Raw genomic sequence first — 21,780 nt, 5'->3', positions numbered from 1 at the left:
GCCGAGGCTTCTTCTTCCCCATGCTCTCCATGATGGACATCCTCCCGGGGCAGAGCCCCCTGATCTCGGATGTCCGTCAAAGCGCATCAAGCCCATGGTCCACACTTCAATCTGAGCGTGAGGTCCGGTTACATAGATCCTGTACTGCCTCACTGCACCAACGAGACTGCCGTAGGCAGTGCGTCGTGTCTCCCGCCATAAGCGAGTTTCCTCCCGGCGCCAAGCTCGGTCCTGGGCACGCGACGACAAGATGCCGCCGAACCAGACGCCTGCCAGAGCAGTGAGCCCGGTCAGCCAGACGGCAACGTCCATAAGCACTCCAGCAGTGATGTGATCTAGTGCAGTTGCTCATCGCGAGATTGGGCGCGGTGGGTCTTACGTTCTATGCGGCGATCTTCCACAAAGGGGCCGCGTAGCGCTCCGGCCAGCTGTTGATGAGCAGCTGGCGCAGGGCATCGCGCTGCGTGCCGTTCAGGTTCAGGACTTCGGTGAGGTGGCGGAACGTCGTGTGGGTGACTCCGCGGCTTTGGGCTTCCCTCTCGAACTGCTCCAATCGAAACAGCCCCGCTTCGGGGTCGAGCGGCGACGCTGGTTGCTCCTCGAGCCAAGCCGCCTTATCGCGTTCGTAGTCGATCTCCGAGTAGCCGCAGATCTCACGGCTGTATGCCTCCACCTCGTCCAAGGTGGTGGTTGTCATGATGGTGCGGGCCAACTGGTTGCGACTCAACGCCTCGTCCAGGTCGGCCTCATAAACCCTCGGGCCTCCGGCGGTGAGCGGCACAGGCAGGCCCGCATCCCGGACTTCGCACGTGCCTCGCACCCCTCGGGCCGTGGCCGCGAGCATGCCGGTGGCCTCCGACGGGTGCCACTCCAAGATGCTGCTGACCAACTCAACGTCCTTCGCCGTGAAGGTGTGGGTGAGGTGACCGAGCATGTGGCGAAGGTCGTCGTAGAAGAGTTCGCCATCCAAGCCAGGACCGGCGACCAACAGCCGGACGGGTGCGTTCACTTGGCAACATGCGGTCAGTGTCAAGGCGTCGGCCAGCGGGCTCTTGAGTGTGGGTTCGTCACCGCGCGCAAGGATGTCGCCCCCCACGTCCAGGAGGTCAATGGACTCTGGGGACAAGTGGCTCACCAACTCTTCCAGTTGGCGTGTGATGCCCTCGGCGCCGTGGTGCGGGTCGATGAGGGCGAGGGTGTGCGGGAGCTCTGCCGCTAGTCGGGGGAGTGTGGATCCTGCCGGGGCGATCGGGCGGGCTTCTGCCGGCACCTTCCAGACGGCCGGGGTGAGCGGTTCGAGGCCGGTGAAGTCGTCGGTTCCTCGGGGGCCCGGTACCGGGTCGATCAGCAAGCGGTCCCAGGCGTACGTGAGGATCACTGCCCGCTCGCTGTCGCCGTACAGGGCGGTGGCAAGCATTGCGGCGGCGACCGCGTCGCCCCCTCCCCCTGCTGCGACGATCAACCGCGTCATGGACCCAAGGCTACGGGGTGGCTCGTTGACCCATCACCCTATAGTGGCTAGAGGCTATAGCCACTTGGCGAGGAGGAAGCATGCCTCAGATTGAGGAGGCGCAGCCGAAGTATCTGCAGATCGCGCACTCCATCCGTGATCAGATCCTTCGGGGCGACCTTCGGCCGGGGGACGAGGTTCCCTCGGAGCGACAGTTGGCGGCGGACTGGAAGGTGTCCAGGCCGACGGCGGCGAGGTCGCTGGAGGCGCTGAGTCATCAGGGGCTCGTCGAGAAGCGGCAGGGGTCCGGCACGTACGTCCGCAGTCTGGAAGTGAACCGGCGGGCGCGTGAGTTGTATGGGCGGGCCCGGCAGACCGGGAAGATCTACACGCCCGGTGAGTACGCGGTGATCACGTCGGCCGGGTGGCTGGATGCTCCGGATCATGTCGCTGAGGCGCTGGGCCTGGTGAAGGACCGTCGGGCCGTGCATCGCCGGCGTGTGACCAATAACCAGGACGGGCCCACCGCACTGTCCACCTCGTGGTTCGCGCCGGACGTCGGGCAAAGGGCGCCCAAGCTTCTGGAACCGGAACGGATCCAGGAGGGCACCCTGATGTACGTCGAGAACATGACGGGACGACAGGGAAGTTACGCCGAAGACCGTATGTGTGCCCGGCAGGCGACCGACGAGGAGGCAGTGGACCTCCAACTTCCATCGAACGCGGCTGTCTTGATCGTGCATCACGTCGTCTTCGACCTCCAGGACCGGCCGTTGGAGTTCGCCGAAGCCACCTACCCGCCGCACCGCTGGGCGTTCGAGCAGGGGTATCCGCTCACCTGATGGTTTGCCCTTTCGGAGAACTGCTTGCGTGCCACAAGTGGCTAATGCCACTATCCAGTAAGTGGCTAAGGCCACTTGATCGGAAGGGGCACGGAGTGACGCGTCAGCGGCCGGACCAAGGAGCGGATTTACCTTGCCGGAGTTGGCGGAGTTGCCGGGGACGCGGCTGGAAGCGTGTCAGTTCGCGTACGTCCTTGGCGCTTGCCGCTGCCGCCGACCGCATCCGTGCCACATCGAAGCGGCGCTGCCTCGACTGCGACGGCGGCGGCAAGGAGTGAGCGCGGATGGCTTACAGGATCGACCGCTACCCCTCTGAGGACTCACCGCGACTCGGAGCGATGACCTTGCATCCGACCCCGGAGTCCGTCCCCCGGGCCCGACGCTGGTTCCGCAAGTTCATCGCCCCGTACAACCCAGCCTGCTCGGTCGAGGACTGCGCGCTGATGATCTCGGAACTGGTCACCAACGCCATCCGCTACGGGCAGGCTGATGACCCCTGGGTCGTGAGGGTGGAGTGGTTCCGGGAGGAGACCTCGCTGCGGGTCAAGGTGCACAACCCGGGCTTCCCCGCGAACGTGCGACTCCGGCGCCCCGACGCCAACGACGCACACGGGCGCGGGCTGCTCCTCGTCGACGCGATCGCGGAGTCGTGGCACTCCGGGCCCAGCCACTTTGGCGGAACGGTGGTCTCCTTCGTGGTCGCCGACGCCTGGCCGTCGTGACGAAGGGAATATCCGTCCTGGTCGGCGCGCGAGAAGACGCTTATCGGCTTTCCTGAACCTGCGGGCCGCCTGCCGCTCGGCTGCGACTGTCTATCTCAAGTGCGTCGGCCGGCGAGTCGGTAGACCACGCATGTGAAGCCAAGGATGACGTCGACGGCTGCCCACAGACCGATGATGAGTCCCACGCCGATTGTGGTTCCGACGTCGTTCGCGTCGTTGTACAGTTTCTCGGCGTCACCGGTCCGGCCTCGGCACTCTTCGGGTGTGCCGCTGACGCTCGCGGCGCCTGTGATCACCCAGATCAGAAACAAGATCTGGACGGCCCGAGGAGCCACAGGAAGACGCGGCGTCGCTTCTCCGGCCGGGGCGTCGTCTCGCCCTTGACTCCTGCGGTGGTGGCGGCCCGTGCCTATCGCTTCGACGGCGCCGCCACCTCTGACGCCAACCCCGCCGACCCCGGACCAGATGACATGCACCGCCGTACCTTCCTTGCCGCGAGCGTGGCCGCGCTCGCGGCTCCGCCGTCATCGCCCGCAGCAGGACATCACGACCTGATCCAGGTGCTGCTGCCGGTCACAAGCCCTGCCGTCACCGGGCAGGCTTTGGGCATCGATGAACTGCGGGACCGGACGCGGGCCGTACGCCGGATGTTCTGTACCTGCGACTACGCGGAGCTGGAGCAGACCCTGCCGGGACTGATCGCCGACTTGCGTCAGACCGCCGGTGGCTCCTCCGGCTCGGCGGAGGCGTCCGGGCTGCTCGCGACCGCGTACCAGACGTCGGTGAGCCTGTTGCTGAAGCGAGCCGATCAGGGCAACGCCTGGCTCGCGGCCGGTCGGGCCATGGCCGAGGCGGAACGGTCCGGGGATCCTGTCGTCCTCGCTGCCAGCGTCCGCGTGCACGCCCACGTACTCGTGAGGGAGAAGCACACGGCCCAGGCTGTGAACATCGTGCGCCACACCGCCGACCAGCTCACCGGCTCCTACGACCAGCGCTCGCCCCGGTACCTGGCAGCGGTCGGACTACTGCTGCTCCGAGGGGCGACCGCCGCGAGCCGGAACGGCGACCGCGCGACCACCCAGGACTTCCTCACCGAGGCCAAGGTGGTGGCCCGCTACGTCGCCTTCGACAGGCCGGACGCCTGGGCGAACTTCAGCCCCACCAACGTCGCCCTGCACGAGATCAGCGCGGCCGTCACCTTCGGCGACGCCGGCATCGCCCTGCAAACCGCACGGCCCCTCATGCGGCGGCACATTCCGGTCCCCGAGCGCCGGGCCGCGCTGTGGGTGGAGACCGCCCGCGCCTACAGTCAGCAGGGCAGACTCGCCGACGGTTACCAGGCTCTACGCATCGCCGAGAGTTGTGCGGCACAGGACATCCGCCGCCCGGCCGTACGAGAACTGGTCGCCGACATGGCAGCCCGCGACCGCCGCCGGGCCCTGCCCGAGCTGCACCACTTCAGCCGCCAACTGGGAGTGCCCGCGTGAGTGACCAGCCCGACAAGCCGTTCCTGCAGATCGTGGTCTGCGCGGCCGGGGTAGCCAATGACGTCGGCAAGTTGATCACCGCTGCACAGGAACGGCGTTGGGACGTCGGTGTCGTCGCCACCCCGCAGGGGCTCGGCTTCCTCGACGCGGAGGCGGTCGAGGCCCAGACCGGCCGCCCCATCCGCTCGACCTGGCGATCACCGGGCCAACCGCGCCCGACTCGGCCCGCGGATGCGATCGCGGTCGCCCCGGCCAGCTTCAACACCGTCAACAAGTGGGCTGCCGGGATCTCCGACAACCTCGCGTTGGGCATCCTGTGCGAAGCACCCGCCATGGGCGTACCGGTCGCTGTCCTGCCGTACTTGAACTCGGCCCAGGCCGCCCACCCCGCGTACCGCCAGAGCCTGGAACGGCTCCGTGAGATGGGGGTCCTTATCGGCTCGTACGAGCCTCATCGGCCGAAGGCCGGCGGTGGGGCCGACCGGTATCGCTGGGAGGAAGTGCTGGAGCTGCTTGCTCCCCGGGTGTCTGCGGGGGCGTGATCAGTGCCGGTGTGCTGGGGGGTGCGGGGCTGGGACGGGGCATTCGACCCCCATTGAGGGGTCATAGGGGGGTCTGACCTGCACAGATGGCCGCCGACGGTCTGTCTGTCATGCCCTCCGCCCGCGCCCCGGTGCCGCGGACCGCAGCAGCCGGACCAGCCGGGTGCGGCGCGGGACGCGGTCCCGGACGGTCCTCTCGACCGCGTCGCAGTCCGCCCACGCGGAGTCGGCGGTCGCGGCGTCGGGTCTGCGGCCCGCGTACGCGACCTCGTTGATCAGGGTGGCCAGTGCCGGGAGGCGCCCGCCCACGGCGCCCCCCACGCGCTCCGCGCCGAAGTCGGCGACCTCCTGTGCCGTGTGCGCTCCCGTGGCGGGCAAGCCGATCTCCGTGAGGCGTTCGACGATCTGCTGCCAGGCGCCGAGGACCCTGCGCCGCGCGTCCGGGTCGCCGCGCCGTCGGCTGCGCCTGCGGTACGGCAGCCACAGCGCGTACAGCACATAGGCCGTGGTGAGGAGGAGCAGCGCGAGAGGGACGGTGAGCCAGAGGGGCGGACCCGAGCCGGGCCCGTCTCCGGCGGCGGGGGCTGCCGCGTCCGGCGTGCGCGGCGAAGTCGAGGGCGACGGCCGCGCCGCAGGGTCGGTGGTCTCCCGGCCCGCGTTCCGGCGGTCCTCGGGCTCCTGCGCCGATACGCCGACGGAGCCGCCCTGCGTGGCCTCGCCGGGCGTCGGATGGAACGGCACCCAGCCGACCCCGGCGAACTCCACCTCCGGCCAGGCCAGTACGTCCCGTCCCCGCACCTGCCAGGTACCGGCGCCGGTTTGCGTGCCCGGGCGGAAGCCCACGGCCACCCGGGTGGGCAGGCCGAGGGTGCGCGCCAGTACGGCGAACGAGGCGGCGAACTGCTCGGACGTACCCCGCCCGCCGTCCGCCAGGAAGAACTCCAGGCTGCGGTAGGTGTGGCCGGGCAGCGCGCCGGGGTCGAGCCGGTAGGCCGTGCGGAGCCAGTCGGCCAGGCGTACGGCCTGTTCGTACGGTTGGGTGCTGCCCTGGGTCACCCGCTCGGCGATCTTCCTGAAGGACCCCACCGAGCTGATCGGCTGCCCGGCCGCGTCGACGGCGGGGAGGGCCACCCGTGCCGGGTTGTCGGCGGCGGTCGCGTACCGCAGCCGCTCGGCGTCGTACACGGGGAGGTGCGAGGTCGCGGTGTAGGTGAAGCCGGGCGGGACGGCCTCGCCTGTGGAGAGCACGCCGCTGTCCGGGTCGACGGACAGGGAGGTGCCCCCGGGCGTGCTCACCGACGAGGGCCGGTCGGCGGCGGGGAGCCAGATGCCGGGCAACGACTGCACGGTGAAGCGCTGTTCGAGCGTTTTGGTGCGGCCCGGGTCAGCGTCGGTCTCCGCCGGGACCCGGCCACCGGTACGGGTCAGCCCGGCGCCGCTGGTCCAGGTCGTTCCGTCGTACCGGTCGAGGACCGCCAGCCGGTAGTTCCCGGGGGCCGCGCCCGAGGTCCGTACGGTGAAGACCTTCTCGTCGCCGTTGCGCATCCAGGCCGCGACCTGGTCCAACGGGCTGGTGGCCTGCGGCCGTACGGTCGGCGGCGTGACCGCCTCCGCGAGGTCGGTGGGGGCACCGAGACCGGGAAGATGCGGGCCCAGCAGCCCCGCGACGAGCGCGGGCACGGCCACGACCGGCAGCCGGAGAGCCATGGCGCGCAGCGGAAGCCGTGCTCGTGAACGCACGAGCACCAGCAAGGCAGTTGCCCCGGCCAGAGCACCAGCGGCCGGGTAGGCGGACCCCGGACCGTCCGCGCCGAGCACCAGCGGGAAGCCGAGGGCGAGGACCGCCGGGAGGGCAGGGAGCAGCGGGGCGCGGGTGCGCAGGGCGAGTTCCGCGGAGACGGCGGTGGCCGTCCACACGACGGCGTGCGGCAGCACCAGCAGCTCGGGTTCGCCGGGCGCGGGCAGGATGGTGGAGAGCAGCGCGTGCGGCGCGTCGAGCAGCGCGGACCACGCCGCGCGCAGCGCGGGCCCGCCGGGCAGCCCGTCGCTCACCTCGTGGAACAGCGTCGCACTGACGACGACGGCCCAGGCGACGCCGGTCAGCAGGACGGACGGCCAGAGCGGCGCGGTCGCTGTCGGATCTGTCCGGCGGCGGAGCAGCCCCGACAGCACCGCCGACAGGACGACCGGCGCGAACACGGCCACCGCCAGCACCGGAAGCAGCTCGGACACGGGGAAGACCAGCGCGAATCCGTACCCGGCGGCACCGGACATGGCCACCACAGGCAGCAACGACCACAGCCGCCGGGCCCGGTCGGCCTCCTCCGCGGTGGGGCTCGTCGTCGGGGCCGGGGCCGGTGCGACGCTCTGGTCCGGGGTGTCACGGGCTGCCGTGATGGTGCTCATCGGACGGCCTCCCGGCGCCATCCGGTCACCGGGTCCTTCGGTGGCGCGACGCGCGTCTGCGGTACGTCGGACTCGGGGCCGGTGCCTTCGCCCGTGGCCGTGTCTTCGGTGCCGCTGTCCGGGGTGTCACGGACGGCGGTGATGGTGCTCATCGGACGGCCTCCCGGCGCCATCCGGTCACCAGGTCCTCCAGGGACGAGACCCGCAACCGCGGTACGTCGGTACCGGGGCCGGAGGCCTCGTGTGTGGCCGTGTCCTTCTTGCCGACGCACATCACGGTCACGCGGTCGAAGCGGTGGCGTACCCGGTCGGCTGCGCCGAGGCCCCGGGTGTCGGCGGTGCCGGTGACGACGATCAGGGTTCCGCCTCCGCGGTGGTGTTCCAGGCCGTCGAAGGCGGCGGTCACGGACGTCAGGTCCGAGCGGTGTACGACGGCCAGTGCGTCCAGGAGTGCCTCGGCGTCGTCGCCCGAGCCCTCGGTGTGCAGGAGCGGGCCGGTCGCGCCGACCAGGTGCACGGGGAAGTGGGAGCGGGCGGCCGCGTACGCGACGGAGGCCGCGCAATCCACGGCCAGCTCGAAGTCGTCCTCCGAGGCGTGGGCGCGCTGCCGGGTGTCGAGCACGACCGTGGTGTGCGGGAGGGAGACGTCGACCATCTGGCGGACCATCAGCGTTCCGGTGCGGGCCGTCGACCGCCAGTGGACCCGTCGCAGGTCGTCGCCGAGCACGTACTCGCGCAGCGCGTGGAAGGTGAGCGAGCCGTCGTCGGCGGTGTCGGAGGCCGGCCCCTCCACATGGTGCGCCCGCCCGGACGGCAGCACGGGCAGCGGGCAGATCCGGGGCCGTACGAGCAGCGTGTCCGCGTCACCGTACGGGCGCATACGGCGGGCCAGCCCGAGGGGGTCGGTGCGTTCCAGCCGCAGCGGTCCCACCGGGACGCGGCCACGGCGGGCGGTGGGCAGCGCGTACCGCAACTCGTGGGACGTGCCCGGCCGTAGCGGCGGCACATCGACGGCGATGTCGCGGTCACCGCACCGGTCGAGGGCGCGCAGGCCCCGCCGGGTGCGGTCGCCCGTGTTGGTGAGCGTGACGACGGCCTCGGCGTGATCACCCCGGACCACCCGGCTCGGCGCGGTCCGCCGCTCGGCGTCCAGTACGGGCGCGGGCAGCGCCCACAGGACGGCCACGGCGACGGCGAGCAGGCAGGTGACACCCAGCGCCGCGGCCTCGCCGTACCCGAACGCGTAACCGGTCGCCGTGAGTACGACGCCCGCGGCCAGCGTGCCCCACCCGGTGGCCGACAGCATCAGACGCGTGCCCCGCTGTCCAGCCGTACGGTGGCCAGCACCTCGTCGATCACGTCCGTGCCGGTACGGCCGCTCAGTTCGGCCTCCGGGGTGAGGATCAGCCGGTGCGCGAGGACGGGCCCGGCCAGTGCCTTGACGTCCTCGGGGAAGGCGTACGGCCGGGACTGCGAGGCCGCCCGCACCCGGACCGCGCGCAGCAGGGCGACGGAGCCGCGCGGCGAGGCGCCGAGGCGTACGTCGGGGAGGGCGCGGGTCGCCGCCACCACCCGCACCAGGTAGTCGTACAGCGCGTCGGCCACCTGTACTTCGCCGGCGGACGCGATGAGTTCGGCTATCTCGTGGGCGGTGGTGACGGGGGTCAGCGACTCGGGGGTGGGGGCCGTGCCGGTCCGGGTTCCGGCTCGGGTTCCGGTGAGGATCGCGACCTCGGAGGCGTGGTCGGGGTAGCCGACGGTGATCCGCATCAGGAAGCGGTCGAGCTGGGCCTCGGGCAGCGGGTAGGTGCCGCCCATGTCGACCGGATTCTGGGTGGCGAGCACCATGAACGGGCGGGGCACCGGGTGAGCGGTGCCGTCGGCGGTGACCCGGCGCTCCTCCATCACCTCAAGCAGGGCGGACTGGGTCTTGGGGGAGGCGCGGTTGATCTCGTCGCCGAGCACGATGTTGGCGAAGACCGGGCCGGGGAGGAACTCGAACGTGCCGGTGTTCTGGCGGTAGACGGTGACGCCGGTGATGTCGGACGGCAGCAGGTCCGGGGTGAACTGCACCCGCGCGAAGTCGGCCTCGATGGAGGCGGCGAGGCAACGGGCGAGGGTGGTCTTGCCGGTGCCGGGCACGTCCTCGATCAGGAGATGCCCTTCGGCGAACAGGCAGATCAGGGCGAGTTCGACGGTGTCGCGCTTGCCCTTGACGACTTGCTCGACATTGTCGGCGAGGGCGTGGAAGCACTTGGCCAAGCGGGCGGTGCTGTCGGTGCTGTGGGTGGGGGGAGAGGTCATTCGCATTCCCAGACGTCGGGGTTGGAGCGGGCGTTCACGAAGGCGTCGAAGGTGTAGCCCGTGAAGGTGTCGTCGCTGCCCACGTAGGTATGGAAGGCCCAGACATCGGTGGTGATACCGGCGGCCGTCAGTTTCTGGCCCGTCTCTTTGCAATGGACGGTGACCTCGGGGCTAGACAAGCCGGGGATGCTGCCTACCCGCCAGCTGGTGTCCTTGTCGGTGGTGGGCTTGTTGCGGATCCCGACCGTGTCGGGGTTGGTGTTGTTGTTCACGATGCGCATCCGCTGGTCGGGCGGAGTCAGGTCGAGCCACCCCTGCGCCGCCCTGCCCGACCCGGCGGCGTTGCCCGCCATCACCGTCACATTGTTGACAGTGTGGTTCTTGAGGTTCGCGTAGACGTAACTGCGTTCGGTGGTCTCCACCAGCCCGCCGGGCCCGTTGAGCGTGTACGTCACCGAGCCGCCGGTGTCCTGCGGCGGCTGCCAGGTCAGCGTGCCGCCGTGTCCGCCCTGGGCGGGTGTGAACGTGAGCTGCTCCGGCGCCCCCGGTGCGATGCACGGCCGCGCGAATGCCGAGGGCGCGGACTCCTTGCTCGGCCTGCCCCCGTCGTACTCCGCGACCACCGTGAAGGTGTACTGCTCCTCGCACGACCCGCCCTCGACCTCGAAGGCGAACGGGCCGTCGGGGCCGATCTCGGCCGGGGTCACGGTCTGGTCCGGTGTCGCCCCCTTGAGGACGTAGTGCTGCGGGGTCGCGCCCAGTGCCTCGGAGAAGGTGATCCGGATGGCGCCCGACAGCGACTCCGACTGCGGTGCTCCCGGCGCCCCGGGCTCCTGGACCGGCGGCGCCGAGGGCGAGGGTCCTGTCTCCGTCGGTCCGGGCTGTCCCGGTGCCTCCGGTGCCGGTCCGGACGTGCCGTTCGACGGGGTGACGGTCGCGCCCGGGGCCGTCACCGTCACGCCCGGAGCGGGCGCCCCGGGCGGCAGCTGTGCGGCGGGGACGACGCCCGTCGGGACGCTGTCCTCGACCGGCCTCTCCCCGGGCTTGCGGGCGGACGGTACGTCCGTCTCGTACTTGCTGATGTGCCTGACCTCGCCGTCGGCGTCGATCACCGCGGCGGCGGCACCGTCCTGGTCGTTCACCCACAACAGGCCGTCGCGGACGAAGAGTTCGAGCTCACCCGGCCCGTCGGTGATCGGCACCGGGTCGGCGAGCGCGGAGAGGGAGGTGTCGTACACCAGCAGCCTGCCGGTGGACTCGTCCGGTAAGTAGACCCGCTTGCCGAGCAGTTGGGGTGCCCCGAGTTCCTGGCCCTGTACGGGCACGCGGGCGCGCAGGGTGTGTCTGCTGCGGACGTCGACGACCACCAGATCCCCGCTGTCGGTGTCCAGCACCGGCACCACGGAACCGTCGGTGCCCGCCGGCACCAGGAGGTCGGCCGCCGGGTCCGTTCCCGCGGTCGCGCCGCCGAGTTCGAAGGTGCCCTGCACGCCCCCGACCGCCAGCACCTTCATCGCGGTGGCTGTCCTGTCGGTCACCACGGGGCGGCCGTCGGCCACGGTCAGCGCCAGATCGTGGCCCGCGTCGGCGACCTCGACCGCCGTGCCCTTCCTGCCCTTGACGAACGGCACCACCGTGCCCTGGTCCGGCAGCGGCACCCACAGCGTGCCCTGCCCGTCCACCACGGCGGCTCCCGGCTTCCCGCCCAGTGCCACGGGCGGGCTCTCGGGTGTCGTCAGCGCCGGGTCGATCCGCTGGACGGTGCCCTTCGCGGGGTCGAGGACATACGCGTACGCGCCACCGGCGACCAGTTGCAGCCCGGCCGTGCCGTAGTCCGCCGACTGTTCGGCGGTCAGCTGGGCGGCGTCGATCCGTACGACCCGGCCGGTACGTTCGTCCAGCACGAGGGTCGTGTCGCCGTTCTGCGCGACCGAGAGCGGGTGGCCCGCCATCCCGGCCGGCAGAACGGCCTTGCCGTCCACCGCGCCGGTCAGCCCATGGGCGTGTGCGACCTCGCCCCTCTCGCTGCCGGCCAGCCAGGCGCCGATGTCGGCGAGCCCGGGCCGGGTGTCGGCCGTACCGGCCCCGACGGCGAGCGAGGTGGCGACGAGCGCGCCGACCGCGCCGATCGCCAGGTAGCCGGTGACGCGGTTGCCGGTCGGCCGCAGCCCTGCCCGGGCAGCCGCGACCAGCGTCGAACAACGTTGTCGGACCCCGGGCCTCGCGGATTCCCCCGACATCTCGTGCTCCCTGGTGAGACGCGCAACTCCTCCTGGGGCCAGGGTAGTTGACAGAGGTGCGACTGTCAGGGACGACTCAGGACACGGATGGCTCACGACGTGAATGGCTCAAAAAACGGATGGCTCAAAACTCAAAACACGGACGAGCAGCCGGAGTTCCCCCGAACGGACCCCGGCTGCTCGTCCGTACCTCCCGCGGTGCGACCCTCGGCTGGGCCTGCACGACGTCCAACTGCGCCGACACCACGTGAACGGATGTGCATGCCTCCCTTTGTGGTCGGCCTGTTGCTGCTGTGCCCACAGGTGTGTGCGCAGTTGCCCGGGCGCGGTCCGGCCCCCGTGGCCGACCGATACCCCCGTGTCGGACGGGACCGGAGAGCCGGTGCCGTGCCCGGGCAGTGCCGACGCTGGCAGGACGCTCCGGCGCCTGGCAACGCATCGGCGTCCGGTGGGATGCTGGGACGCCGAGACACGTGGTGACCTTGTACTTCGGGGGCCTGCTGGGACGCCGGTGGGACGGGGCAATGGCGCGGCATGACGGTTGGGGCCAAGGGGGCAAGACGAAATGGGATCGCAGCCCGTGGAGTTCGACGAGTTCGCGGCTTGTCTGCGGGCGCTCAAGGAACGGGCGAGCCTCAGTTACGAGGCGCTGGCAGGGAAGACCGGAATCAGTGGTTCCAGCCTGCACCGGTACTGCTCGGGCTCGTACGTCCCGCAGGACTACGGGTCGGCGCACCGGTTCGCCACGGCCTGCGGGGCGTCACCTGAGGAACTGCGCCGATTACACCGGCTCTGGGCCCTGGCGGACGCCGCACGGGATCCGGGACGCGGCACGGACACGGAGCGGGGGCGGGGGCGGGACGGCCGGGGAGACGGTCGTCGTGCCGGCCTGGCTGCCGACGGGGGCGTGGGGGACCGGGCTGCCGACGGGGGTGTGGGGGACCGGGCTGTCGACCGGGCTGCCGATCAAGACGTCGCCCAGGACGGGCCCCACGGATCGGCCCCAGCCCCGGACTCGAACCCGGCCGCCGCCCCGACGACTGCCGTACCCGCCCCAGCTGTCCCCGCCGCACCCACCCCCCGCCCGCCCTGGCACCGCAGGAGATCATCGGCTCTCGTCGTGATCGTGCTGGCCCTGGCGTTGGGGGCGACCGCATGGGGGCTCACGGCCGGGTCCGGCGGCGGATCCCCCGACGGCGAGGACCGCCCGCTGTTCTCGGCGGCGTGCGCCGGGCCGGTGACCATGGGGCAGCGCGGTGCCTGCGTACGGGAGGTGCAGCGGCTCCTCGCCCGGGCCGGGGCCGAGCTGGACGTCGACGGCGAGTTCGGGCCGCAGACCCTGCGCCGGGTGACCGCCTTCCAGGTGCTGTCCGGCGTCGGCGTCACCGGGGTGGTCGGCGACCAGACGAAGAAGGCGCTCTACGCGTCGAAGACCCGCATGGACACCTGGTCGCCCGAGAGGGTGCGCCTGCGGATCCGCGAGGTGTTCGGCGAGGTGCCCGACCGTGCGGTCGCCATCGCGGACTGTCAGTCGTTCCTCGATCCGCTGCACATCCTGCCGAACACCGACACCACCCGGAACTGGGGCGTCTTCCAGATCTCCGACGCCACGCTGCGGAAGCTCGGCGGCACACCTCGCGACGCGCTGGAACCGGAGTGGAACATCCAGGCCGCCCACCGCCTGTGGAGCCGCGCGCGGAACTTCGGGGACTGGCCGAACTGCGACCGGGCCGCCTCTCCGGCCCCTTCCGCCCCTTCCGCCTCTCCCGCAGCCACCGGGCCGGCCCTGGTGCAGGCGGTCGACAGCCAACCGGTGACACCGCCACCGGACACCCCCGCGTCCTCGGCGTCCTCGACGTCCACGGCCGCCAACTGCCCGGCGCCGGGGCAGCGGTTCAAGACGGCCGCCCACGACCGGGTGTACCTGGTCGGCCCGGGCAGCAGCCTCTACTACATCCCCGACGAGACCGTCTATTTCAACCTCTGGGACGACGACTATCGCGGGGTCGCCACGGTCAGCGGCGGTGTCTTCGCGGACTGCGGGTGGGACGAGGCCCGCGAGTTGGCCGACGCGTTCATTGCCAGGACGAGCAGCAGCCTGCGGGCCTACATCTGGGACGCGTGGTACGGCTACCGCTGGATCGCGGACCAGACCGTCTTCGACACGTACGGGTTCTCGCAGGCGAAGATCCAGATACGGTCCTCGCTGTCCCCCGTCAACGGCGACACCAGATGGCAGTGAGCCAGTGAGTTGGTGAGCCGGCGGTTCAGCGCACCGGGAAGCCGAAGGCGTAGCCCTCCTCCTTGAGTTGGGGGAGGACCCGGCGCAGGGCCTCGACGGTCTCGGAGCGGTCGCCTCCCGCGTCGTGGAAGAGGAGCGTCGGCCCGTTGGGCAGCTCGCGCTCGACGGTGGCGACGATGGCGTCCGCGCCCGGCAGTTCGAAGTCCTTGGTGTCCACGTTCCAGCCCAGCGGGCGCATGCCCCGGGAGGCGGCCAGCTTGCGGCTGTACGGGGTGAAGGCGCCGCCGGGCGCCCGGTAGTACATCGGCCGTACGCCCCCGGACGCCTCGGTGATCATGCGTTCGGCGTCGAGGATCTGCTGCGACTGGTAGGCCTCGGACTTCTTGTCCATGGTGGTGTCGTGGGACACCGAGTGGTCGCACAGCCGGTGCCCGGCCGCGACGACCTGTTTCACGAGGTCCGGGTGGGCCTGCGCCTGCGTCCCCACCATGCAGAACGTGGCCTTCACCCCGTACTCCCGCAGTACGTCGAGGACTTGGGGCGTCCACTCGGGGTCGGGGCCGTCGTCGATGGTGATGTTGACGCCGCGCGCACCCGCGTCCGAGGCGTGCGCGATGGTCACCGCGACCGGCTTGACGGCGGTGGCCGGCTTGGCCGAGGTCACCTTCGGCGACGCGTCGCCGACGGCTCCGGCCTGCGCGGTCCACATCGAGGCACCGGTGGCGAGCAGCGTCACCCCGAGCGCCGCGCCGAGCACCTTGCCGTACCAGCCACGCCCGCCGCTGTGCCGTGCCATGTCCGCCCCGCTTCCCGCAGTTCCACGCCGATTCCTTGGTCACTTCGCGACCAACTGGCAGGACGAGGAACGGAGGCCGGAGGATGCGTCCGTTACCGATCAAGGACAATCCCGGGGTGGTTCCCGGACAACGGGGAACGGGCTCCGCGCCGTCAGCACGCCGTCAGCACGCCGTCAGCACGGGGGCCGGGTGGTGTCATCGGGCGGGGGTGCGGCGGGAGTTGTCTCCGTCGGTAGCTCCGGCGTGTCTGTGTGGCCGCCGTGGGGAGCCGGGCCCGGGACGTAGGGGAGAGGGGCGTGACCTGCGGGGAACTGGGTGTGCGCGGTGGGGAACTGGGGATGCGCGGCGGAGAAGGGCAGCGGCGGTGGGACCGGTACCGGTGCGGGGACGGTGCGGGTCGGCGTGCGGCGGTGGGCCAGCCAGAGGACGGCCGCCGCGTACAGGGCGATGCCGGTCAGGTCGACGGCCACGACCTCCCAGGGCGCGTCCGCCGCGGTGTCGTCGGTCTTGAGGCCGTCCACGACGGCGGCCGAGACGCCGAACGCCAGCAGGTTGCTCACGGCGTGCAGCCCGATCGCCGCCTCCAGTCCGCCCGTACGTACGGTGAGCCAGCCCGCGACCATCGCGAACACGACCAGATCGGCGAAGCCCCACGGGGTGCCCCAGCCGTGGGCGGCGCCGAACAGGACGGCCTGCGGCACGAGCGCCCACCAGGGGGAGCGCAGGAAACCGCCGACCGCCTGCGTGAGCCAGCCGCGGAAGACGTACTCCTCGGCGGCGGCCTGCAGTGGCACGAGGACGACCAGCATGGCGAGGGCCGGACCGAAGACCTCCCAGCCCGCCCACCGCGCCGGCTCGGCATCGTCCATGGGCAGGAGGAACATGGCTCCGGTGGTCACGGCGAGGACCGGCACGGCCGCCAGCACGCACCACCCCAGCCAGCGCCACCGCAGTCCGTCCGTCACGGACGAGACCGTGCCCGCCGGACGGCGGCCGATCCAGAGCACCGCGAGCAGCACGACGGGCAGGGCGGAGGCGATCGCCAGCAGATCGAGGGCGGTGCCGGTGACAGGGCCGAACTCGACGGTCCCGTCGGGGCCTTCGGGATACCCCTTGGCCGATCCCAGGACGGAGGCGATGCCGTACAGGAGCCCGGCGACGACCACACACGCCACGGCCACGAACCCGGTGCCCAGCACGGGCCGCCACCATCGATGGCGTACCGAGGCGCGTGCCATGCGGTGGTAGGGGAGCAGTTCGGGGAGGGGGTTCGTCATAGGGACAAGCCTCTCCGCGGGCGCGGGTACCCACATCCACCGTCGGCACGAACGCCGCCTCTGTCGGAGGGTAGAGGAGCGTCAAGAGCGCCCTGGTGACCTGGGTCCCGTGCCGGCCGTAGCGCCCTGGTCCTACGCTCGTGCCGAGATGGAGACGACGATACGCAACTGGCTGCTCCCCGCGCTGCTCGCGACCGCACAGCTCGCCTGGCTGTGGCCCGGAGCCGGCCTGGCCGGCGCGGACGTGCCCGGGGCGGCGACACTTGTCGCAGTACTCGGCGCGGTGGCCGCCGAGACGGCCGCGCTGGGCCGACGACGGCAGACACCGGTCCGGGCCCTGGCCTGGTGCCTCGGCGCCCTCTTCGTGGGTCAACTGGCCTGGCAGGACGGCTACTTCGGGCTGGGTACGCCGATCGCGCTGTACTCGGTCGCGGTCCGGTGCCCGGTCCCCGTGACCGTACGCGCGCTCGCCGCCGCCGTGGGCGTCGAGTGGCTCCACTCCCTCGTCCACCTCGGGGTCCGGCCCGCGCTCGCCGCGGAGTTGGTGCTCGGCGCGCTCGTGTACGCCGTCTGCGTGGGGCTCGGTGAGGGGCGACGACAGTGGCTCAAGGGGCGGTCGCTCGCGGCCGGGCGGCTGGCCGGCGCGGAGGAGACCCGGCGGCGGGCGGGCGACACCGAACGGCAGCGGCTGGCCCGCGAGTTGCACGACGTGAGCGCCCATCACCTCACCTCCGTCGTCATCACGGCCGACGCCGCACGCCGACTCGGCGACAGCAGGCCGGAGTTGACGGCCGAGGCGCTGACGTTCGCCGAACGCACCGGCACCGAGACCCTGACGGCGCTGCGACGGCTCGTAGGCCTGCTGCGCGACGCGGACCGCCCCGACCCTCGCCCGATGACGGCCCGTATCGAGGAACTCATCGCCGGATTCGGCCGGTTGGGCCGTCCGATCGACGCCGTACTCCCCGACGACCTGGCCGGTCCGGCGGCCGAGGCGGTCCACGGGATCGTCCGCGAGGCCCTGACCAACGCCCTGCGGTACGCCCCGGGTTCGGCGGCGCACGTGAGCGTCGTGCGCGGGGAGGGCGTACTGGAACTCACCGTCGACAACGCGCCCCCGCGCGGCGCGGTGCCGGACGGTGTCGGCGGGCTCGGTTCGGGACGCGGTGTCGCGGGGATGAAGGAGCGGGCGGCGGCCGTGGGCGGGGAACTGACGGCCGGCCCCGCACCCGGCGGTGGCTGGCGGGTGCGGGCCACACTGCCCGACGTCACGGGGCCGTGGGGCGCACCTCAGGAGGCCGCCCGGCGCGATGTGCTGCGGGAACAGCGGCTGGCCGACCCCGCGTTGGTGCTGACGGCGACGCTCTTCCCCCTGGTGTTCGCCCTGGTGACGGTGGAGGAGTGGACGGGCACGAGCCTGCGCGCCGCGCTCCCTGACCTGCTCCTCCTGGCCGCGCTGCTGACCGCGCACGCGGTGCCGCTGCTGTGGCGGCGGCGCGCTCCGTGGCCGGCGCTCCTCGGCATCCTTGCCACGTCGTGGCTGTGGCCGGCGGCGGTCGCCGTGGCCGGTCTGCCGTCACGGGTGTCCGAGTTCTTCGCCGGCGGCATGCTCGCGGAACTCCTGGCGGTGTACGCCGTCGCGGTCTACGGCCGGGGAGCCGCCCGTACCTGGCCCGCGTGGTGCGTGGCGGCGGTCTCGCTCGCCGGGACCCTGGTCGTGACGGCGGGCGCGGACGGCAGGCTGATGGACGAGACCTCGATATGGCCCACCGCCCTGGTGATGTTCATCCCGCTGACCGTGCTGTTCGCCGGCGTGTTCGCCGCCCTGTGGGGCGCCGGGCTCGGCGTACGGCGCCGACGGCTGCGCATCCTCGCCTGGGACGACTACGCGCTGGCCGGCACCCTGTGGCATGCGGAACGGGCCGCGGACGCCGAACGGCGCCGGCTGGCGGCGAAGTTGCACGACGCTGTCCTGCACCCCACGACGGCACTGGTCGAACAGGCCCGGCAGGGACGGCTGGAGGAGGTCGCCGCCGGTGCCCGTGCGGCCCTGGCCGCCATGCGCGAACTTCTCCACAGCCTGGGGAAACCGGAGGAGGCTCCCGGGCCGGGGCTCGCTCCGGCGCCCACCGCGGCGGACCTCGACACACTGTGCCGGTCGATGCGCGCCGCCGGCCGGGACGTCACGCTGCGGGGCCTGCCGGGGGCCGCGCGGAACCTGCCGCCCTCCGTGACCCGGTCGGCGTACCGGATGGTCGAGGCGGCGCTCGACGCGGGCGGCCGGGGCCCGGTACGGGTCACACTGCGCCGACGCCGGAACACCCTGCGCGTCACGGTGAAGGGCGTACCGCCGGCCGTGACGGGCCCCGTGGCCGAAGCCCTGAAGGCGCAGGTGGGGACCGGAACAGGCAGCATCACCTTCGAACGGACCGGTACGGTACGGGTGTTGCTGTCGACGCGCCCGAGTCCGCGGGAGCCCGTCCAGGAGGTGTTCCCGTCATCACCACCCGTGTGATGGTCGTCGACGACCAGGCGGTGGTCCGCGCAGGATTCGCCGCCATCGTGGACGCCGAACCCGATCTGACGGTGGTCGCCGAGGCCGGTGACGGGGCGTCGGCGGTGGAACTCGCCGCGACCACGGCGCCCGACCTGGTCCTGATGGACATCCGTATGCCCGGCATGGACGGCCTCACCGCGACCCGTCTCATCACCGCGCAGGAGCCCTGCCCCCGCGTCCTGGTCCTGACCACCTTCGACCTGGACGCCTACGTGTACGAGGCACTGCGCGCCGGGGCCTCCGGGTTCCTGCTCAAGGACGCCCTCCCCGAGGACCTGCTGGCCGCGATCCGCGTGGTCTCCACCGGCGAGGGCATCCTGGCCCCGACCGTCACCCGCCGCCTCATCGACACCTTCGCCCAGGGCGCCCCGCAACCACCGTCGGTGACAGGCGAGTTGTCCTCGCTCACACCCCGGGAGAACGACGTCCTGCTGCACATCGCCTCGGGCCTGACGAACGCCGAGATCGCCTCCGCCCTCGGAGTGACCACGGGCACGGTGAAGACCCACGTCAACGCCCTGCTGACCAAACTCGGCCTGCGGGACCGCGTACAGGCGACGATCCTGGCGTACGAGAGCGGGCTGGTCAGGCCGCGGGGCAGGGCCTGAGTACGGGCCCTTGTGCGGGGTGGTCGGCGCCGGGCGGGGAGGCTCCTGGCGGCGCGGTCGGCGCCGGGCAGGAGGTCCCCGGCGGGGCGTGAACGGGCCGTGCTGTGGGGGTTCTGGGCGGGTCCGCGCGGAGTCCGGTGAAGGCGATCACTGTCGAGTTCCGGCTGCGTACACTCCGTCGTCTGGCAGGACCATCGGTGGGGGCGAGGGGTGGAGCGGTGCTGGTGATGCCGGGGGCCGGGGACAGGATCGCCGGCCGGTACCTCCTGCGGGAGCCCATCGGCAGCGGCGGGATGGGCGTCGTCTGGCTGGCCTGGGACGAGCGGCTCGAACGGCGGGTCGCGGTCAAGTGCGCCCGCCTGGACGACGACCGGGCCGCGCGGCGGCTCATGGGCGAGGCGCGCAACGCCGGGCGGCTGCACCACCCGAACATCGTGGGCGTCTTCGACTTCGTCGACGAGGGCGCCACCTGCTGGATCATCATGGAGTACGTCCCCTCGCGCAGCCTCGCCCAGATCGTGACCGAGCGTGGCCCGCTCACGCCCGAGGAGGCCGGGTCGATCGGCTGCCAGATCGCGGCCGCGCTGGCGAAGTCCCACCACGAGGGCGTGGTGCACGGCGATGTGACGCCGGAGAACATCCTCGTCACCGGCGAAGGCATCGCGAGACTCACCGACTTCGGGATCTCACGGGCCCTGACGAGCGACGTCACCCACAGCACGACGGGCAGCGTGCGCGGCAAACCCCGGTATCTGGCCCCGGAGTTGGCCAAGGGGCAGCGCGCGGGCGAGAAGTCCGACGTGTTCTCCCTGGGCGCCTCCCTGTTCATGGCGGTCGAGGGCCGGTCGCCGTACGGGGAGGCCGAACACCTCATGGCCTACCTGGCCCGAGCCGTCGAGGGGCACATCGAGCCCGCGCACCGGGCCGGCCCGCTGGAGGAACCGCTCACCGCCCTGCTGGAGGTGGAGCCGCGGCGCCGGCCCGACGCCGCCAGGGCGCAGCAGCTGCTGACGCGCGCGGCACCTCCGCCCCCGCACATACAGGAGCAGTTGCACGACAGCCGTACAGGAGACCTCGACTCGCGCACGCTCCGGCTGCCTCGACTCCTGCGCCGCCAGGGCGACTTCACGCCTTTCATGCTTCAGCTGCCACGGCCCGTACGCCGACGCCGGCGCCCTCTGGCGATCACGGCGGTGGCGCTGGTCGCGGCGGGCGCGGTCACGGCCGGGCTGGTCCTCTTCGGCCCGTGGGCCTCGGAGGGCGAGGGCGGCAAGGGGGGTCGTACGGGCGTGGCTGACGCGAAACCGTCGGCCACGGCGCCCGCCGGTGCCATCGGCGACGAGCGTACGGCGGACCCCTGCGGGCTGCTCGACGCCGCCTCGCTGGGTCGCTTCGGTGGCACCGTACTCGACCCGGAGTACGGGGAGTTCGACCGCTGCGACGTCCTCGTCCGCAACAACGGCGGTGACGACAACGCGGACGTCCAGGTCAACCTCGACTCGGACCGGGACGACTTCGACGACGTCCTGTCGACCCGCCTCACCGGCGGCCTCACGGTCGTGACCCTCAAACGGGACGGGAGGGCCTGCGAGCGGGCCGTCCTGACCGTCGACGGCAAGCAGATCCGCGTCATCGGGAAGCAGCTCGCCAAAGTGGCGCCCGACCCGTGCGAGATGGCCGACGCCGCCACCGACCACGTGGTCGGCGTGCTGGCCGACGGCCCGGTACCCCGGCGTTCGTCGTCACCGGCGGCGAACTCCCTTGCCCGCCTGGACACTTGCACCCTGCTGGACGCCACCGCGCTCAAGCGGCTTCCCGGCGTCGAGGCGGACAACCAGGACCGCAGCTTCGGTTCCTGGGCCTGCGACTGGTCGAGCGACGACGGCAACCGCGAGGTGGAGGTCCAGTTCAGCCGGGACAACTCCCTGGACGCCGACGACGGAACACCCTTGGACGTCGCCGGGACGCGGAGCTACTACTGGGCGAACGAGATCGAGGACGACAGCTGCACGGTACGGACCCCGCACCGTACCTACACGAACCCGTCCGGCGACCGCACCACCGAACTGTTCCAACTGACGGTGTACGCCCCACAACCGACCGGCCAACTGTGCGACTCCGCGAGGGAGTTCGCGACCGTCGTCGTACAGAACATCGCGAAGGGGCTGCGGGAGCGGTGACGTGGCCGGACGGGGAGTCGGCCGGGGGAGCGGGCGGTGACGGCGGCGTCGATCAGCCGCGGCACCTCGTCCGGGGCCAGGCCCTGGACGGCGGCGAGCAGGCCGACGCGCACCGCTGTTGACCGT

The 21,780-nt window shown here is 71.8% G+C and carries 17 protein-coding genes; 9 read left to right on the top strand and 8 right to left on the bottom strand.

Annotated features, from left to right (window positions below; translation table 11 throughout):
• Positions 1–382: 382 nt before the first annotated feature.
• On the bottom strand, positions 383–1,471 hold the full coding sequence (locus ACWCRB_RS11170; RefSeq protein ID WP_450995787.1) for a DUF1152 domain-containing protein: 1,089 nt from the start codon (positions 1,469–1,471) through the stop codon (positions 383–385).
• An 80-nt stretch (positions 1,472–1,551) separates the two neighbouring features.
• On the opposite strand from ACWCRB_RS11170, the gene ACWCRB_RS11165 reads away from it, so the two are divergent.
• From ACWCRB_RS11165 to ACWCRB_RS11150, 4 genes are all read left to right on the top strand, one after another.
• A complete protein-coding gene (locus ACWCRB_RS11165) occupies positions 1,552–2,292 on the top strand; it encodes a GntR family transcriptional regulator (RefSeq protein ID WP_450995786.1) in 741 nt (246 codons plus the stop codon).
• Between the two features lie 284 nt (positions 2,293–2,576).
• Positions 2,577–3,014: an ATP-binding protein gene (locus tag ACWCRB_RS11160; protein ID WP_450995785.1), complete on the top strand. Its 438-nt coding sequence runs from the start codon at positions 2,577–2,579 to the stop codon at positions 3,012–3,014.
• A 314-nt stretch (positions 3,015–3,328) separates the two neighbouring features.
• A complete protein-coding gene (locus tag ACWCRB_RS11155; RefSeq protein ID WP_450995793.1) occupies positions 3,329–4,501 on the top strand; it encodes a helix-turn-helix domain-containing protein in 1,173 nt (390 codons plus the stop codon).
• On the top strand, positions 4,498–5,043 hold the full coding sequence (locus ACWCRB_RS11150) for a flavoprotein (protein ID WP_450995784.1): 546 nt from the start codon (positions 4,498–4,500) through the stop codon (positions 5,041–5,043). Before ACWCRB_RS11155 ends, ACWCRB_RS11150 begins: the two co-directional genes overlap by 4 nt.
• 108 nt (positions 5,044–5,151) lie before the next feature.
• On the opposite strand, the gene ACWCRB_RS11145 is transcribed toward ACWCRB_RS11150, so the two are convergent.
• Genes ACWCRB_RS11145 through ACWCRB_RS11125 form a run of 5 tightly spaced genes read right to left on the bottom strand, consistent with a single transcriptional unit; the run spans position 5,152 to position 11,993 of the window.
• Positions 5,152–7,449 (bottom strand): DUF3488 and transglutaminase-like domain-containing protein, encoded by a 2,298-nt coding sequence (locus ACWCRB_RS11145; RefSeq protein WP_450995783.1) that lies wholly within the window; start codon positions 7,447–7,449, stop codon positions 5,152–5,154.
• Positions 7,446–7,601, bottom strand: coding sequence for a hypothetical protein (locus tag ACWCRB_RS11140; protein WP_450995782.1), 156 nt, complete (start codon positions 7,599–7,601; stop codon positions 7,446–7,448). The genes ACWCRB_RS11145 and ACWCRB_RS11140 overlap by 4 nt, the downstream gene beginning before the upstream one ends.
• The gene (locus ACWCRB_RS11135) at positions 7,598–8,755 is read right to left on the bottom strand and encodes a DUF58 domain-containing protein (RefSeq protein WP_450995781.1); all 1,158 of its coding nucleotides are present in this window, start codon (positions 8,753–8,755) and stop codon (positions 7,598–7,600) included. The genes ACWCRB_RS11140 and ACWCRB_RS11135 overlap by 4 nt, the downstream gene beginning before the upstream one ends.
• Positions 8,755–9,753: an AAA family ATPase gene (locus ACWCRB_RS11130; protein WP_450995780.1), complete on the bottom strand. Its 999-nt coding sequence runs from the start codon at positions 9,751–9,753 to the stop codon at positions 8,755–8,757. Before ACWCRB_RS11130 ends, ACWCRB_RS11135 begins: the two co-directional genes overlap by 1 nt.
• Complete coding sequence (locus ACWCRB_RS11125; RefSeq protein ID WP_450995779.1) at positions 9,750–11,993, bottom strand: hypothetical protein; 2,244 nt, start codon at positions 11,991–11,993, stop codon at positions 9,750–9,752. The genes ACWCRB_RS11130 and ACWCRB_RS11125 overlap by 4 nt, the downstream gene beginning before the upstream one ends.
• Before the next feature lie 565 nt (positions 11,994–12,558).
• On the opposite strand from ACWCRB_RS11125, the gene ACWCRB_RS11120 reads away from it, so the two are divergent.
• Positions 12,559–14,235, top strand: a complete 1,677-nt coding sequence (locus ACWCRB_RS11120; RefSeq protein ID WP_450995778.1) for a helix-turn-helix domain-containing protein — start codon at positions 12,559–12,561, stop codon at positions 14,233–14,235.
• A gap of 25 nt (positions 14,236–14,260) precedes the next feature.
• Here the strand turns inward: ACWCRB_RS11120 and ACWCRB_RS11115 are convergent, their stop codons facing one another.
• A complete protein-coding gene (locus tag ACWCRB_RS11115; protein ID WP_450995777.1) occupies positions 14,261–15,031 on the bottom strand; it encodes a polysaccharide deacetylase family protein in 771 nt (256 codons plus the stop codon).
• A 174-nt stretch (positions 15,032–15,205) separates the two neighbouring features.
• On the bottom strand, positions 15,206–16,309 hold the full coding sequence (locus ACWCRB_RS11110) for a CPBP family intramembrane glutamic endopeptidase (RefSeq protein WP_450995776.1): 1,104 nt from the start codon (positions 16,307–16,309) through the stop codon (positions 15,206–15,208).
• Positions 16,310–16,457: 148 nt separating this feature from the next.
• Between ACWCRB_RS11110 and ACWCRB_RS11105 the strand changes: the two genes are divergently transcribed.
• The 4 genes from ACWCRB_RS11105 (at position 16,458) to ACWCRB_RS11090 (ending at position 21,776) form a co-directional block, all read left to right on the top strand.
• The gene (locus ACWCRB_RS11105; RefSeq protein WP_450995775.1) at positions 16,458–18,824 is read left to right on the top strand and encodes a histidine kinase; all 2,367 of its coding nucleotides are present in this window, start codon (positions 16,458–16,460) and stop codon (positions 18,822–18,824) included.
• Positions 18,809–19,474 (top strand): response regulator, encoded by a 666-nt coding sequence (locus tag ACWCRB_RS11100; RefSeq protein WP_450995792.1) that lies wholly within the window; start codon positions 18,809–18,811, stop codon positions 19,472–19,474. Before ACWCRB_RS11105 ends, ACWCRB_RS11100 begins: the two co-directional genes overlap by 16 nt.
• Positions 19,475–19,701: 227 nt before the next feature.
• Entirely contained in the window at positions 19,702–21,654 is a 1,953-nt protein-coding gene (locus tag ACWCRB_RS11095; protein ID WP_450995791.1) for a serine/threonine-protein kinase, read from the top strand.
• On the top strand, positions 21,651–21,776 hold the full coding sequence (locus ACWCRB_RS11090; RefSeq protein WP_450995774.1) for a hypothetical protein: 126 nt from the start codon (positions 21,651–21,653) through the stop codon (positions 21,774–21,776). Before ACWCRB_RS11095 ends, ACWCRB_RS11090 begins: the two co-directional genes overlap by 4 nt.
• Positions 21,777–21,780 lie beyond the last annotated feature (4 nt).

Source organism: Streptomyces sp. NPDC002156, assembly GCF_053593675.1.
Note: the sequence above shows the minus strand (reverse complement) of the source record. Positions and strands in the feature narration are given on the sequence as shown.